The sequence below is a fragment of the Ilyobacter polytropus DSM 2926 genome (assembly GCF_000165505.1).
GTDB lineage: Bacteria > Fusobacteriota > Fusobacteriia > Fusobacteriales > Fusobacteriaceae > Ilyobacter > Ilyobacter polytropus.
In genome coordinates, this window is record NC_014633.1 from 841,242 (window position 1) to 856,039 (window position 14,798).

The following is a 14,798-nucleotide window of genomic DNA, read 5'->3' on the forward strand; positions in this document are numbered from 1 at the left end:
CACTGATTCGAATATTTACAAAGAACTATGTAACCTACTTATACAAGCTTAAATCCTCCATCCTCCAAAGAAAAGCATATTAAAAAACAGGTATGAATTAAGTTTTCTGTCAAAAAATTGGTTTACAATATCATTCAAGGGTGCTATAATACACAAAACTTATTAATAATATCTTAGGAGGAAAAGAAATGCTGAGAAAGACTTTTATAGCTTTCCATCACCATCATCACTGCTGACAAGGTTTGTAATCTTTTATGATACAGACCTGTTTCGTGCAACAAAAAACTAGGTTCTGTATCTGGGATGATGATGAAACATTTCTTGAAACTAAGAATTTTTTTAAGAGTACCCGGATGCCATAGTGTATCCGGGTATTTTTTTTAGGGGGGGAATATGAAAAACTACAGAAAAGAAGAAGAATTCGTAATGGACCTTGAAAAGGTCTTTGAATCATATGGATATGATAAAATAAGGCTTAATGCCTTTGAAAGGTACGAGACATATTTTGAAAACAAGGATATTATCCGAGAAGGGAATTTATTAAAAATAATCAATCCCAAGGGTGATCTCTATGTATTAAGACCTGATATGACGCTGCCGGTGGTAAAGTATTTCTCTGATACTCAGGCAAACAGAGGAAAATTTTACTATAATGACAGCGTATTCCGTACAGATAAAAAAGGTCTTGGCTTTGGTGAAAGAAAACAGGTGGGGATAGAATATCTAGGAGGAGAAAACATCCTTTCAGATGTAGAGGTTTTAGACCTTGCTGTACAGACCTTAGAAAAACTTGATGAAAACTATCTCTTGTGTATCTCACACACTGAGTTCATCAAAGAGATGGTCAACTCCATATCAGAAGACCAAGAAATAAGAAACCAGATATTAGATTATTTATATAGAAGGAGCAGCGATCTGGAAAGCTACCTGAATAAATTAGGCGTTGACCAGAAGAAAATATCTCAGGTAACCAAGCTAAATCTTTTCTTCGGAAATTTTGAAAAGGAAAAAGATACTCTCTATGAGATGGCAGTAACTGAGAAACAAAAGAAAATATTAGAGGACCTTGAAATGATTTTAAAGGCACTCAACAAAAAATATCCTCAAGACAGGATAAAGGTTGATTTTTCAATAAGTGTAGCTCTTGATTATTACAACGGACTGATCTTCAAAGGTTATATATCTGAAATCAGAAAGCCTATATTAAGTGGCGGAAGATACGATACCCTTGTGAAAAGATTTGGAAAAGACGCCTCTGCCTTAGGATTTTGTGTGGAGATAGACAATTATTTTGATTCTATAAAAAGAGAAGGTACAAAGATCGATTATCTGTTTCTTTACTCAGATATCGAAAGCGGATTCGAAGCCATGGAAAAGGCCAGAGAGATGAGAAAACACGGTAAAACAGTAAGAGTGCTGTCAGAAGATAAGAGTGAGTCTCCTGAAGAGCTAAAAGAAAAATATTCAATTATTCAGTATTTCTAGGGGGGAATTTATGTATATCAATATAGCTCTGCCTAAGGGCAGATTGGGAAAAAAGTCATATGAACTTTTAAAAAAAATAGGTTATTCATGTAAAGAACTAGAAGAGGAAAACAGGAAACTTGTATTCACAAGTGAGGAAAACAAGGTAAGATATTTCTGGGTAAAACCAAGTGATGTGCCTGTATACGTTGAAAAAGGTATAGCAGACATAGGTGTTGCCGGGGTAGATGTTCTCCTAGAAAGTGAAGCAGATGTTTATGACATGCTCGATCTAGGTTTTGGAAAATGTTATTTTGCCATAGCGGCTCCAAAGGGATGGAAGAGTACTAACAGAACTCTAAAAATAGCCACAAAATATATCAACTATTCAAGAAAACATTTTGAAAAAATAGAAAGAAAAGTTGAGCTTATAAAATTAAACGGGTCAGTAGAACTAGCTCCGATTGTAGGACTTTCTGACGCAATTGTAGATATCGTAGAAACCGGTGCCACATTAAAAGAAAATAATCTAGAGATAGTAGAAAAATTAGAAGATATAAGTGCAAGGGTAATAGTAAATAAGGTAAATTATAAATTTAAAAATGAAACTATAGAAAAAGTACTAGGGGATATGAAGGGGGAGCTTTAATGAAAATACTCAGAAGTTCAGAGTATGATGCCATAAAGGCTGAAATACTCTCAAGGGGTGATCTCGACTACAAAGATATCAATGTCACTGTAGAAAAGATCGTCAAAAATGTAAAGGAAAACGGAGACAAAGCGGTACTTGGGTATACTGCAAAGTTTGACGGGGCAGAATTAGAAAATATGGAAGTCACAAAAGAAGAGATAGACATAGCATGGGAAAGAACTCCTGAATCTCTTAAAAACGCCCTCACAGAAGCTGGAAACAGCATAAGGACATTCCATGAAAAACAAAAGAGAAATTCATTTATGGATAACTCATTAAAGGGAAAAATCACCGGTCAGCTTATAAACCCTATAGAGAAGGTGGGAATCTATGTCCCTGGAGGAAAGTCTCCATATCCTTCAACTGTACTTATGAATGCCATCCCGGCAAAGGTGGCAGGAGTAAAAGAACTCACAATGATAACTCCCCCTGGAAAGTCGGGAGAGATAATGGATAATATCCTTGTGGCTGCAAAAATAGCTGGAGTTGACAGGATCTTCAAAATAGGGGGAGCCCAGGGAGTTGCTGCTCTAGCTTATGGAACTGAAACAGTACCAAAGGTATACAAGATCACAGGTCCGGGAAATATCTACGTTGCCCTTGCTAAAAAACAGGTCTATGGAATGGTAGATATCGACATGATAGCAGGACCTAGTGAGATACTAATAATAGCAGACGATACAGCTAATCCAAGATATATCGCTGCTGATCTACTCTCTCAAGCAGAACACGACGAGCTTGCTTCATCTATACTTGTGACTCCTAGTGAAAAACTGGCAGAGGCAGTATCTAAAGAGGTGGACGTACAGTTAGCTAAACTTGCTAAAAAAGAGATAGCAGAAAAATCTTTAGAAAATTATGGAAGAATCATAATAACAAAGGATCTAGATGAGGCTATCGATATGGCAAACGACATCGCCACAGAACATTTAGAACTAATGGTTGCTGAGCCTTTTTTATACATAAATTCCATTAAAAATGCAGGGGCTATATTTGTGGGTGAAAACAGTCCTGAACCTTTAGGAGACTACTATGCAGGTCCAAATCACACCCTTCCTACAAACGGTACTTCAAAATTTTCATCTCCTTTATCGGTGGATGATTTCATAAAAAAGACCTCGGTAATTTACTATTCTAAGGAAGCCTTGAGAGGGGTAAAAGATACTGTACTTGAAATATCAGACAGTGAGGGACTCACAGCTCACAGCAATTCTATCAGAATAAGATTTGAGGAGGAGTAATCATGAAGTTTTGGAGTAATATTACCAAGAGTCTGACTCCCTATGTACCTGGAGAACAGCTCAATGAAACTGATATAGTAAAATTAAATACAAACGAAAATCCATTTCCGCCCTCTCCTAAGGTTTTAGAGAGTATACAAGATGCCATCGGATCTCAGCTGAAAAAATATCCCGATCCTGAAAGCACTAAATTAAAAGATGCCATCGGAGATTTCTATAAGATAGAGTCTGAAAATGTCTTTGTGGGAAATGGATCTGATGAGGTTTTAGCCCATGTATTCATGGCCTTTTTCAAAGATAAAAAACTTTATTTTCCAAATATCACATACAGCTTTTATCCTGTATACTGCGGTCTTTATGAGATAGACTATCAGCCTATCTCTTTAAACTATAAATTCCAAATGGAAACAGAAGACTACTTAGGACTAGACGGAAACATTATATTCCCAAATCCAAATGCTCCTACAGGTATAGAGGTTGAATTATCTACTATAGAAGAGATACTTATAAAGAATCCAGACAACCTTGTAGTTGTAGATGAAGCCTATGTTGATTTCGGCGGAAAGTCGGCAGTAGAACTTATAGGCAAATACAAAAATCTTCTTATTGTCCAGACTTTTTCAAAATCAAGATCTCTTGCCGGTATGAGAGTAGGATTTGCCATAGGAGATACAGAACTTATAGAGGGCCTTGTTAGGGTAAAAGATTCCTTTAACTCTTATCCCCTAGACAGACTTGCTCAGGCTGCAGGAGAAGCAGCTATAAAGGACAGAGAATATTTTGAATATACATGCAGTGAGATAATAAAAAACAGAGAATGGACAGTGGCAGAACTTGAAAAGAGAGGTATAGAGGTACTTCCATCTACAGCAAACTTTATATTTGCAAAGGTAGAAAATGCTGAAAATATATATGCGGAACTAAAATCTAGAAAGGTTCTTGTAAGATACTTTAAAAAACCTCTTATAAATAGCTATCTCAGAATTTCCATAGGAACAAAGGAAGAGATGGAAAAGCTGATAAAAAACATAGATCAGATTATGGGGGTGTAAGTGTGAGAACAGGTCAGGTAATGAGAAACACAAAAGAAACCAATATAGAGCTCGAGTTAAATCTTGACGGAACTGGAAAATACGACATCTCAACAGGTGTGGGTTTTTTTGATCATATGATGGAGCTTTTTACAAGACACGGTTTATTTGATATAAAGCTAAAAGTAAAGGGAGACACCTATATCGACTGCCATCACTCGGTAGAAGATGCAGGAATCGCACTAGGTAAGGCTTTTAAAGATGCTCTCGGGGATATGAAGGGAATAAAAAGATATGGAAGTTTTTATCTTCCTATGGATGAAACCCTGACTCTAAGTGCAGTGGACATAAGTGGAAGGTCCTATCTTTATATGGATCCTATCCCTGATAAAAGAGTGGGAGATATGGAGAGTGAGATGGTAAAGGAATTTTTTTGGGGTTTTGTAAGAAATGCCGGGATAACACTTCATATAAAGCTTATTCACGGGGAGAATACTCATCATATAATAGAGAGTATATTTAAAGGTGTAGCCCGAGCTTTGGATCAGGCTGTGACTATAGATAGCAGAACTATAGGGGAGATCCCTTCTACAAAAGGAGTGATATAATATGATCGCAATTATAGATTACGGTGTGGGAAATATTCACTCTGTTATGAGTGCCTTAAATAAACTTAATATCGAAAATATTTTGACTGCCGATCCTGAGATAATAAAAAAAGCCGATGGAATACTTCTTCCTGGGGTGGGTGCATTTAGAGATGCCATAAAAAGTCTCGAAGATACGGGTCTGGTTCCCCTCATAAAAGATTGTGTGGCTGAGGGTAAGCCATTGCTCGGAATCTGTCTGGGTATGCAGCTGCTATATGAAAAAAGTTTTGAAGACGGAGAATATGAAGGTCTTGGGCTACTAAAAGGAGAAGTTATATCTTTTAAATCCCGTATATCTGAGGATTTGAAAATACCCCATATGGGATGGAATAGATTAAATGTAAAAAAAGATTCTCAACTTTTTAAGTATCTAGGAGAGGATGAATTTGTATATTATGTACACAGCTATTATGCTAGCGGGAAAAGTGAAGACTTACTGGCGTCTAGCGAGTATGGTATAGAGGTTCCAGGGGTAGTGGGACACGGAAATATAATGGGGATGCAGTTCCACCCTGAAAAAAGTAGCAGTACAGGATTAAAACTATTAAAAGCATTTGGGGAGATGGTGAAATGATAATTTTTCCGGCAATAGATCTAAAAGACGGAAAGGCAGTGAGACTGAGCAAGGGGGACTTCAACAGAGTTGACGTTTTTTCAGACAAACCATGGGAAGTTGCAAAGGGTTTTGAAGAAAAAGGTGCAGAGTGGATACACCTTGTAGACTTAGATGGTGCAAAAGATGGGGAAAATAAAAATCTTGATGTAATAAAAAAAATAAGAGAAGTGGTAAATGTAAAACTTCAGCTAGGAGGAGGAATAAGAACCCTTGAAACTGCTGAAATGCTTTTAAACATGGGAATAGACAGAATAATTTTGGGAACAGCAGCAATTGAAAATCCAGATTTGCTGAAAGTCCTTGTTGAAAAATATAAAGAGAAGATAGCTGTATCTGTAGATGAAAAAAATGGAAAGGCCGCTACAAAAGGATGGCTTGAAGAAAGCAGCATCGATGCATTTGATCTTTGTAAATCCCTAAAAGAAATAGGGGTAAAAACAATAATCTATACAGATATATCAAAAGACGGGATGATGGCCGGACCAAACTTTGATGCCTATGTGAAAATAAATAAACTTGGGGTAGATGTAATAGCCTCTGGAGGAGTAAGTGCTCCTGAAGATATAGCGGTCTTGAGAAAAGCCGATATTTACGGAGCTATAGTTGGAAAAGCTATATATTTAGGTAAGATAAAACTTGAAGAAGTGCTTTAGGAGGTAATTATGATAACCAAGAGAATTATCCCGTGTTTAGATGTAAGAAATGGTCAGGTGGTTAAGGGGGTCAACTTTGAAGGAGTCAGAGATATTGATAATCCTGTAAACCTTGCCGAAATGTACAACGAGATGGGAGCCGACGAACTGGTTTTTTATGATATAACTGCCACCAATGAAGGAAGAGAGCTTTTCAGTGATATCGTAGAGCAGGTGGCAAATGAAGTATTTATACCGCTTACAGTGGGAGGGGGTATAAATACTTTGCAGGACTTTGACAGGGTTTTAAAAGCCGGGGCGGACAAAGTAAGTGTGAACTCAGGAGCTATAAAAAATCCTGAGCTTATAAGAGAAGCTGCACTAAAGTACGGTAATCAATGTGTAGTCCTATCTGTAGATATAAAAAGAGTAAATGGAATCTTCAAAGTTTTTTTAAACGGTGGAAGAAAGGAAACTGATCTAGAAGCCATAGAATGGATAAAATATGGATGCAGTCTCGGAGCTGGAGAAGTAGTGGTAAACAGTATAGACACCGACGGGGTAAAAGGCGGATTCGACTTAGAACTTCTAAAGGCTGTGGGAGATGTTGTAGACGTCCCTGTAATTGCCTCAGGAGGAGCTGGAAAAATGGAGGATTTCAAGATACTTTTTGAAAAACTTCCAAAAATAGATGCAGGTCTTGCAGCCTCTATTTTCCACTTTGGAGAGGTAAAAATACCTGATCTCAAGAAATACTTGAAAGAACAGGGAATCGAAATCAGAATATAAATTTGGGGGAATAAAAATGGATAATATCAAATTTGATGAAAAAGGACTGATACCTGCAATAATACAAGACAGTACAAGCGGACAGGTATTGATGCTGGCATATATGAACGAAGAAAGCTATAAAAAAACCATCGAAACAAAACAGACATGGTTTTATTCTAGAAGCAGAAAAGAACTCTGGAATAAAGGAGCTACCTCTGGTAATACCCAGACAGTAAAGGAACTTTCCTACGACTGCGACGGAGATACTCTTCTTATAAAAGTCGACCAAAAAGGCCCTGCATGTCACACTGGGGAAAAGTCATGTTTTTTCAACAGGGTAACTGAAGAAAAAAATATGAGCCTTGGAGAGATTCTAGGAGCTCTTGATGATATACTGAAAGACAGAAAGGCCAACCCTGTAGAGGGTTCTTACACTACTTACCTCTATACAGAGGGAGTGGACAAGATCCTTAAAAAGGTAGGAGAAGAAAGCGCTGAAGTAATTATCGCCGCTAAAAATCCTGACAGATCTGAACTTGTTTATGAAGCAAGTGACCTTATCTATCACCTGCTGGTACTTTTGAACGAACGTGGGGTAGAATTAGACGAAATAACAACACAGCTTACAGGAAGAATGAAATAAAATTTCAAATAAACTGCCAGATTTATTCTGGTGGTTTTTTATTTTTTGTGAAACTAACTACCTAAAAGTACAAATTAAAAAATAGTTTTTCAAATTTTAAATATATCTGATAGATTTCAGAAGAGGTTTTGAAACAAAGAATAATATTTTTATAAGAGGAATTTTCCCAGAGAAAGCTAAAAACTATTATAAGAACTTAATATTAAAGGAGGTTGTCATGGCTACTATTACTCATTTTCAAATTCCTGCTGAGGACATACAACGAGCAAAAAAATTTTATCAAGAGTTGTTTGGATGGAAAATTGAAAAGGTTCCAGGTGATCTTCAATATTATTTCATAGAAACCACTGATGCTGATGGAACTATAGGAGTCGGCGGTGGAATAATGAAAAGAGAAACTCCTGAAGAACAGATAACTAATTTTATAGGGGTTTCTTCTATCAATGAATGTTGCCCTAAAATAGTCGCTCTCGGTGGAAAAATCCTTCAGCCTAAGTCACCTGTTGTTAACTGGGGCTATTTTGCAATTTTCTGTGATACAGAAAATAATATATTCGGCTTATGGGAAGACGATAAAGATGCAACAATGTAGGATATAAGTCAGAGAATAGCCCATGAAATAGAAGAAAATAACTAGATGAACAGGGGGGAAGTTATGAAAAACTATGAGGCCATATTAAACGTGGAAGAAATAGCCCCTATACTCAAAAAAATATCCATTTTTACTGGGATATCCAATTCCAAATTGTGTAAACTCGTCCCTAGTCTTAAAAAGGTAGAATATGAGGACTCTGAACTTATATTTTCTCAAGGAAGCCCACCTTCACACATATATATAATAATGAGAGGACGGGTAAAGCTGATAGAGTACGTCAACTACACACCATACCAGCTTTTTGAGTTAGGAGAGGGCAACTGTATAGGGGAAGCCTCTATAATAGGTATACAAACCCATGAGGTAACAGCCGTTTCAAAGGGAAATACAGAATTTATAGTCCTTCCTAAAAAAGTATTTTTAGAAATTTTCGAAACAGATAAAGAGCTTTTTTGTCTGCTAGTACTTAATATTGCAAAAGAGGTGTCAAAAAGACTTGCAAAAACAGATAATCTTTTACTTCAATATATAGATAAAAACAAACACCCCTATTAGAAAGGAGAAAGACTTTATGAAAATATTCATAGATGACGCCAGAATAAAGGAACTCATAAAATATATTCTAAAAAATAATTTTGATTTGAATAATTCCGACGATATAAAAAATATCGAAAAAGAGATTATGAAAAGATTTGATGAAAAAGATGTGATCGCTTTTCTGTACAGTTATATAAATGATCTTTTAAAGGATATCATAAAGGGAAATAATTAACCCTTTAAACTGATTTTACTTCTAATACTTTATATATTGATTTTAAAGTTAATGATAAATTATAAAAACATAAATTCAGAGTAAAAGACTTACTTTCTCTAATTATTGGATTCTGACTATTTAAAAACTTTTAACGAAAATAATCAAAGGCCATAGAAATTCTGGATAATAATAATTTAAAATATATTTTTATTCAAATACTAAAAAAGAGTCCCCTATACTAATAGTAAAGGAGACTCTTTTTTTTAAGCCTTCGAGGCCTCTTTATTTAATTTTATCCTGCTGATCATAAAGATCGCAACAAACAGAGACACTCCTGTCAAATCTGAATATAAACCTGGTTTTATGAGAAGCAAAGCTGCTGTAAGTAGCAGAATCCTTTCTAAAAAATTCAGGTCTTTATTGAGATACCCCTCTACTGCGGCGCCTAATGCCATTACCCCTATAGATGCAGTTATCACTACCAATATAGTCTTTACAAGAGTAGTATCCACTAACAGTAGTGATGGAGAATAGACAAAAACATATGGTACTATAAATCCTGCCAGAGCAAGTTTTACCGCCTCAAATCCAGTTTTTGAAGGACTTCCACCTGCTATACCTGCCCCTGCAAAGGCTGCCAATGCAACAGGCGGAGTGAGATTGGCCAGCATCCCAAAATAGAATACAAACATATGGGATACAAGGTGCGGAACTCCCATTTTATAAAGTGCCGGAGCAGCCATTGTAGCTGTTATTATATAAGCCGGTATTGATGGTAGACCCATTCCTAGAACTATACAGGCTACCATTGTCAGTACCAAAGTCAAAAACAATTTCCCTTTTCCCAAAAACAGGATGGCCCCTGCAAGTTTCAGACCAAATCCTGTCTGCGTCGCTACACCTATTATAAGTCCAACTACTGCACAGGACATAGCAACTCCAAGAGCAGTACGTGCTCCACTTTCTAGAGAATCGATTATGTCTCCAAAACTCATTCTAGTCTCTTTCTTAAGTGCGCTGGCAACTATAGTAAGAAGTATAGACCAAAATGCAGCATAAATAGGTGTCTTACCACTCAAAAGAAAATAAAGCAGACCAAATAGCGGAAGCAAGAGGTGTCCTTTTTCCTTTAAAACTACCCCAGCCTTAGGAAGCTGATCCTTTGGCAGGCCATTAAGTCCTCTTTTACATGCTCTCAGGTGTATTATTACTATTACCCCTAGATAATATAAAAGTGCTGGAATTACAGCTGATTTTGCTATGGTTATATACTTAACTCCCAGATACTCTGCCATGATAAAAGCAGTTGCTCCCATAACAGGAGGTAATATCTGTCCACCGCAAGAAGCTGCAGCCTCTACTCCCCCTGAAAATTCTTTATCATAACCTATTTTTTTCATAAGTGGTATGGTGAAGGCCCCGGTAGTTACAACGTTGGCTATAGCACTACCATTTATTGACCCTAAGAATCCACTCGAGATTACTGCGACTTTTGCAGGTCCCCCTTTTCCAGAACCAGCAAGGGCCATGGAAAGATCATTGAAAAACTGTCCCATTCCTGATTTTTGAAGAAAGGCACCAAATAAAACAAAAAGGAAAATATAAGTAGAGGAAACCCCTATAGCTATACCATATATCCCCTCTGTAGAAAGATACATGTAATCTGCAATATCCCTTATGCCGTATCCTCTATGTGCAATAAGACCAGGAAGTCTCGGTCCCAAAAATGCATATAAAAGAAAAATTGTGGCGAGAATTGTTATCTCTTTTCCGGTTATTCTTCTGGCCGCTTCAAGTACCAAAAGTATTGCCATAATACCAAAGGCGATGTCAATGTCATTTGGCATCCCTGCCCTCATTACCAATGCATTGTAATTAATAACAATATAGGCTCCGAGACTCAGGGAAAGAGCCGAAAAGCTCCAGTCCAATATTGTCGGCTTATTTTTAGGAGATTTTTTTGTAAATGGATAAAGAATAAAAATCAAAGACATTATAACTGATGTATGTACCGCTCTGTGCATTAGAGTAACCAGTGGACCTCTCCATGCTGTGTACAGATGAAAGATTGATAAAGCCACTGCCATTATAAATACAATTTTACCAGGTGTGGTTTCTCTTCCAAATTTTCTAAATCTAGCCTCTGTATCAAATTTTTCAAGTAGCTCCTCATCGGCAACTTCAGGTTCTACATCACACGTTGACTCGGAACAATTAATTATTTCTTCATCATCTAGAAGTTTTTTATCCTGCATATAAAATTCACACCTCCAAAATTAGTCATTTATATATATATATGCGTTGTTAAAGGGCATTATACAATGCCCTTTAACTAGAAATTTTATTTATGCTCGTTAAAATATTTTTCTGCCCCAGGATGAAGTGGTATAGGCATCCCTTTTCTAACTGCTTCAAGCTGTATGCTGTTTGCTGCTGAGTGTGTTTCTTTTAATGCATCTAAATTTTCAAATATAGTCTTTGTTATGTTGTATACTAAGTCATCACTTAGATCTGCTCTTGTTACAAGAAGAGTCTGTACTGCTGCTGTCTCTACATCCTCTTCATTGTCATAAGTTCCTGCTGGGATAACTTCTGATGCATAGAAAGGATATTCTTCTGCAAGCTTTTCAACAGTCGCCTTTCTTATAGGTATAATCTTTACATCTTGAGTTGTTGATAAATCCATTATAGTAGAATTTGGAAGACCTGAAGTAAGGAATGCTGCATCTACAGCTCCGTTTTTCATCTGCTCTACTGCCTCTGCATATGACAGATAATCCGCCTTGATATCATCATAAGTGATTCCGTAAGCTTTTAGGATTTGACGTGCATTAACCTCTGTTCCACTTCCTGGAGCACCGACTCCAACTCTTTTTCCTTTTAAGTCTGAAACTTCTTTAATTCCAGTCTTTTCTACTGTTATTAGTTGAACAAAATTTGGATACAAAGCAGCTATACCTCTTAGGTTTTCTACCTTACCCTTTTCTTTAAATACTTCTGTTCCTGTATATGCATAGCTAACTACATCATTCATAGCAAAGGCAAGCTCAACTTTTTCAGTTCCCAATAAAGTTGCATTTACCGCAGAAGCTCCTGTAGATTGTACTGAAGAGTTAACTCCTTCTATCTTCTGATTAAGCTGATTTGATATAGCTCCTCCAAGAGCAAAATAAGCCCCTGAACTTCCACCTGTTGCAATAGTTACAAAGGCAGGTCCGGCTGATTTTTCTCCTCCAGCCTCTTCTTTTTTTCCTGAACAACCTGTAAATAACCCTAGCACAACTAAAACTAGTACTGCTAAAATACTACCTTTCTTTTTCATTAAATATCCCCCCATTTGTATTTTATTAAAATTGTATTAAAACACTAAAATAACAAAAAACTACAAATATATTGTACTAAGTCAAACATTAAATTCCTTTTATATTAAAACATTTTATCTTATTTCACCTAAAAAATTCCCGTTTTTATACACAAGTCTTATTTTAACGTTTTGGATAGTTTTATAATTTAAAAACACAAAATAAATTCAATCAATGCTTTTTAAGTTTTAAATTCATTCAGTGTATAATAACATTTTTTAATCTACTTGTAAAATAAAATATCACCGCAAATCCCAATCAAAGTGAGGAAAATAAGTCGCAGTTAAAAAATTTTATAAATAAAAAAATCCCCTATACCGCAAAGTATAGGGGAAGAGAGTTTTTATGCCTCGGAAACTGCCTTAGCTAAACTAATTTTACTCAATACAAATAGTGTTCCAAATATTATTACTCCTGCAATATCAGTATATATTCCAGGTATAATCAACATGAGTGAAGCTGCAAACATTGCCATTCTCTCGCCCATATTCAGATTTTTATTGAGATATCCCTCTACTGATGCTCCCATAGCCAAAACTCCCAGAGCGGCTGTAGCAACTACCAGTATAGTCTTGGTAATTGTTGTGTCAATAAGAAGTAGTGAAGGTGAGTAAACAAAAACATATGGTACTATAAATCCTGCAAGAGCAAGTTTCACTGCCTCAAATCCTGTTTTTGAAGGACTTCCCCCTGCTATACCTGCCCCTGCAAAGGCTGCCAATGCAACAGGTGGAGTGAGGTTAGCTAGCATACCAAAGTAAAATACAAACATATGAGATACAAGATGTGGTACTCCCATTTTAGCAAGTGCCGGAGCAGCCATTGTAGCTGTAATTATGTAAGCCGGTATTGATGGTAGACCCATTCCTAGAACTATACAAGCTACCATTGTGAGCATCAAAGTTAATAGTAATTTTCCTTTCCCTAAGAATAAAATTGCCCCTGCTAATTTTAGTCCAAAACCTGTCTGAGTAGCTACACCTATTATAAGTCCAACTACTGCACAAGACATGGCAACTCCAAGTGCTGTACGAGATCCATCTTCAAGGCAGTCTATTATATCCTTGAAACTCATTCTAGTCTCTTTTCTAAGAGAGCTGGCAATTATGGTAAATATAATAGACCAAAAAGCTGCATAAATTGGTGTTTTACCACTTATTAAGAAATAAAGGAGTCCAAATAACGGCAATAATAGATGTCCTTTCTCTTTCATCACCAGGCTGGTTTTAGGAAGCTGATCTTTTGGCATACCATTTAGCCCTTTTTTACAGGCTCTTAAATGAATTATTACTATTACTCCCATGTAGTATAAAAGTGCAGGAATTATTGCTGCAGTTGCTATCTTGATATATTTCACTCCGAGATACTCTGCCATTATAAATGCAGTTGCACCCATAACAGGAGGTAGTATCTGTCCACCGCAAGAAGCTGCCGCCTCTACTGCACCGGCAAATTCCTTGTCATATCCTATTTTTTTCATAAGTGGTATTGTAAATGCCCCTGTTGTAACAACATTTGCAATGGCACTACCATTTATTGACCCTAAAAATCCGCTTGAAATTACTGCAACCTTTGCAGGTCCTCCCTTTCCTGATCCTGCGAGAGCCATGGAAAGGTCGTTAAAAAATTGTCCCATCCCTGACTTTTGTAAAAACGATCCAAAGAGTACAAAAAGAAATATATAAGTAGAAGAAACCCCTATAGCAATTCCGTATATTCCCTCTGTTGAAAGGTACATATAATCAGCTATATCTCTTATTCCATATCCTCTGTGTGCTATTAGATTGGGAAGTTTTGATCCAAAAAATGCATAAAGTAAGAATATACTAGCAAGAATAGCGATCTCTTTTCCTGTTATTCTTCTTCCAGCTTCAAGCACTAATATTATAGCCATAATTCCAAAGGCTATATCAAGGTTATTTGGCATACCTGCTCTCATAACCAAACTATTATAATTTAAAACAATATATCCTGCGAGACTCAGGGACAATCCGGAAAAAACCCAATCCAGTATAGAGGGCTTTTCTCTTGAGGATTTTTTACTGGCCGGATAAAGAAGATAAACTAAGGACATTATTACAGAAACGTGTACAGATCTGTGTACAAGAGTAACTAATGGGCCACTCCAAGCGGTATAGAGGTGGAAAATAGACAAAGCTACCGCCACTAAAAATACAATCTTACCAGAAGTGGTCTCTCTACCAAATTTTCTAAATCTAGCCTCTGTATCAAATTTTTCAAGTAAATTTTCATCAGCTATTTCAGGCTTGATATCACAAGAATAATCCGTACAGTCAATTATTTTTTCTTCCTTTACTTCATCGTTTTTCATTTTAAATTTTACACCT

The 14,798-nt window shown here is 36.5% G+C and carries 15 protein-coding genes; 12 read left to right on the top strand and 3 right to left on the bottom strand.

Annotation, left to right across the window (positions count from 1 at the left end; genetic code table 11):
- Positions 1–393: 393 nt before the first annotated feature.
- From ILYOP_RS13770 to ILYOP_RS13825, 12 genes are all read left to right on the top strand, one after another.
- Complete coding sequence (locus ILYOP_RS13770) at positions 394–1,485, top strand: ATP phosphoribosyltransferase regulatory subunit (RefSeq protein ID WP_013389111.1); 1,092 nt, start codon at positions 394–396, stop codon at positions 1,483–1,485.
- Between the two features lie 10 nt (positions 1,486–1,495).
- Positions 1,496–2,113 carry an ATP phosphoribosyltransferase gene (gene hisG, locus ILYOP_RS13775; protein ID WP_013389112.1) on the top strand — a complete coding sequence of 206 codons (618 nt, stop codon included), beginning with the start codon at positions 1,496–1,498 and terminating at the stop codon, positions 2,111–2,113.
- Entirely contained in the window at positions 2,113–3,396 is a 1,284-nt protein-coding gene (gene hisD, locus ILYOP_RS13780) for a histidinol dehydrogenase (protein WP_013389113.1), read from the top strand. Before hisG ends, hisD begins: the two co-directional genes overlap by 1 nt.
- Positions 3,396–4,448, top strand: coding sequence for a histidinol-phosphate transaminase (gene hisC, locus ILYOP_RS13785; RefSeq protein ID WP_041921306.1), 1,053 nt, complete (start codon positions 3,396–3,398; stop codon positions 4,446–4,448). Before hisD ends, hisC begins: the two co-directional genes overlap by 1 nt.
- Before the next feature lie 2 nt (positions 4,449–4,450).
- On the top strand, positions 4,451–5,035 hold the full coding sequence (hisB, locus tag ILYOP_RS13790) for an imidazoleglycerol-phosphate dehydratase HisB (protein ID WP_013389115.1): 585 nt from the start codon (positions 4,451–4,453) through the stop codon (positions 5,033–5,035).
- Position 5,036: 1 nt separating this feature from the next.
- A complete protein-coding gene (hisH, locus tag ILYOP_RS13795) occupies positions 5,037–5,651 on the top strand; it encodes an imidazole glycerol phosphate synthase subunit HisH (protein WP_013389116.1) in 615 nt (204 codons plus the stop codon).
- Positions 5,648–6,346 (top strand): 1-(5-phosphoribosyl)-5-[(5-phosphoribosylamino)methylideneamino]imidazole-4-carboxamide isomerase, encoded by a 699-nt coding sequence (hisA, locus tag ILYOP_RS13800; protein WP_013389117.1) that lies wholly within the window; start codon positions 5,648–5,650, stop codon positions 6,344–6,346. The genes hisH and hisA overlap by 4 nt, the downstream gene beginning before the upstream one ends.
- 9 nt (positions 6,347–6,355) lie before the next feature.
- Positions 6,356–7,114 (top strand): imidazole glycerol phosphate synthase subunit HisF, encoded by a 759-nt coding sequence (gene hisF / locus ILYOP_RS13805; RefSeq protein ID WP_013389118.1) that lies wholly within the window; start codon positions 6,356–6,358, stop codon positions 7,112–7,114.
- Positions 7,115–7,130: 16 nt separating this feature from the next.
- Positions 7,131–7,739: a bifunctional phosphoribosyl-AMP cyclohydrolase/phosphoribosyl-ATP diphosphatase HisIE gene (gene hisIE / locus ILYOP_RS13810; protein WP_013389119.1), complete on the top strand. Its 609-nt coding sequence runs from the start codon at positions 7,131–7,133 to the stop codon at positions 7,737–7,739.
- A gap of 217 nt (positions 7,740–7,956) precedes the next feature.
- Positions 7,957–8,331 carry a VOC family protein gene (locus ILYOP_RS13815; RefSeq protein WP_013389120.1) on the top strand — a complete coding sequence of 125 codons (375 nt, stop codon included), beginning with the start codon at positions 7,957–7,959 and terminating at the stop codon, positions 8,329–8,331.
- 63 nt (positions 8,332–8,394) lie between these two features.
- Complete coding sequence (locus tag ILYOP_RS13820) at positions 8,395–8,889, top strand: cyclic nucleotide-binding domain-containing protein (RefSeq protein ID WP_013389121.1); 495 nt, start codon at positions 8,395–8,397, stop codon at positions 8,887–8,889.
- A gap of 16 nt (positions 8,890–8,905) precedes the next feature.
- Positions 8,906–9,106: a hypothetical protein gene (locus tag ILYOP_RS13825; RefSeq protein WP_013389122.1), complete on the top strand. Its 201-nt coding sequence runs from the start codon at positions 8,906–8,908 to the stop codon at positions 9,104–9,106.
- A gap of 245 nt (positions 9,107–9,351) precedes the next feature.
- Here the strand turns inward: ILYOP_RS13825 and ILYOP_RS13830 are convergent, their stop codons facing one another.
- From ILYOP_RS13830 to ILYOP_RS13840, 3 genes are all read right to left on the bottom strand, one after another.
- The gene (locus ILYOP_RS13830) at positions 9,352–11,343 is read right to left on the bottom strand and encodes a TRAP transporter permease (RefSeq protein ID WP_013389123.1); all 1,992 of its coding nucleotides are present in this window, start codon (positions 11,341–11,343) and stop codon (positions 9,352–9,354) included.
- Between the two features lie 86 nt (positions 11,344–11,429).
- The gene (locus ILYOP_RS13835; protein WP_013389124.1) at positions 11,430–12,410 is read right to left on the bottom strand and encodes a TAXI family TRAP transporter solute-binding subunit; all 981 of its coding nucleotides are present in this window, start codon (positions 12,408–12,410) and stop codon (positions 11,430–11,432) included.
- Between the two features lie 383 nt (positions 12,411–12,793).
- Positions 12,794–14,782 (bottom strand): TRAP transporter permease, encoded by a 1,989-nt coding sequence (locus tag ILYOP_RS13840; protein WP_013389125.1) that lies wholly within the window; start codon positions 14,780–14,782, stop codon positions 12,794–12,796.
- Positions 14,783–14,798 lie beyond the last annotated feature (16 nt).

Coding starts and splice junctions, on each gene's coding strand:
- ILYOP_RS13770 (WP_013389111.1), top strand. CDS start 394: ATGAAAAACTACAGAAAAGAAGAAGAATTCGTAATGGACCTTGAAAAG.
- hisG (WP_013389112.1), top strand. CDS start 1,496: ATGTATATCAATATAGCTCTGCCTAAGGGCAGATTGGGAAAAAAGTCA.
- hisD (WP_013389113.1), top strand. CDS start 2,113: ATGAAAATACTCAGAAGTTCAGAGTATGATGCCATAAAGGCTGAAATA.
- hisH (WP_013389116.1), top strand. CDS start 5,037: ATGATCGCAATTATAGATTACGGTGTGGGAAATATTCACTCTGTTATG.
- hisA (WP_013389117.1), top strand. CDS start 5,648: ATGATAATTTTTCCGGCAATAGATCTAAAAGACGGAAAGGCAGTGAGA.
- hisF (WP_013389118.1), top strand. CDS start 6,356: ATGATAACCAAGAGAATTATCCCGTGTTTAGATGTAAGAAATGGTCAG.
- hisIE (WP_013389119.1), top strand. CDS start 7,131: ATGGATAATATCAAATTTGATGAAAAAGGACTGATACCTGCAATAATA.
- ILYOP_RS13815 (WP_013389120.1), top strand. CDS start 7,957: ATGGCTACTATTACTCATTTTCAAATTCCTGCTGAGGACATACAACGA.
- ILYOP_RS13820 (WP_013389121.1), top strand. CDS start 8,395: ATGAAAAACTATGAGGCCATATTAAACGTGGAAGAAATAGCCCCTATA.
- ILYOP_RS13825 (WP_013389122.1), top strand. CDS start 8,906: ATGAAAATATTCATAGATGACGCCAGAATAAAGGAACTCATAAAATAT.
- ILYOP_RS13830 (WP_013389123.1), bottom strand. CDS start 11,343: ATGCAGGATAAAAAACTTCTAGATGATGAAGAAATAATTAATTGTTCC.
- ILYOP_RS13835 (WP_013389124.1), bottom strand. CDS start 12,410: ATGAAAAAGAAAGGTAGTATTTTAGCAGTACTAGTTTTAGTTGTGCTA.
- ILYOP_RS13840 (WP_013389125.1), bottom strand. CDS start 14,782: ATGAAAAACGATGAAGTAAAGGAAGAAAAAATAATTGACTGTACGGAT.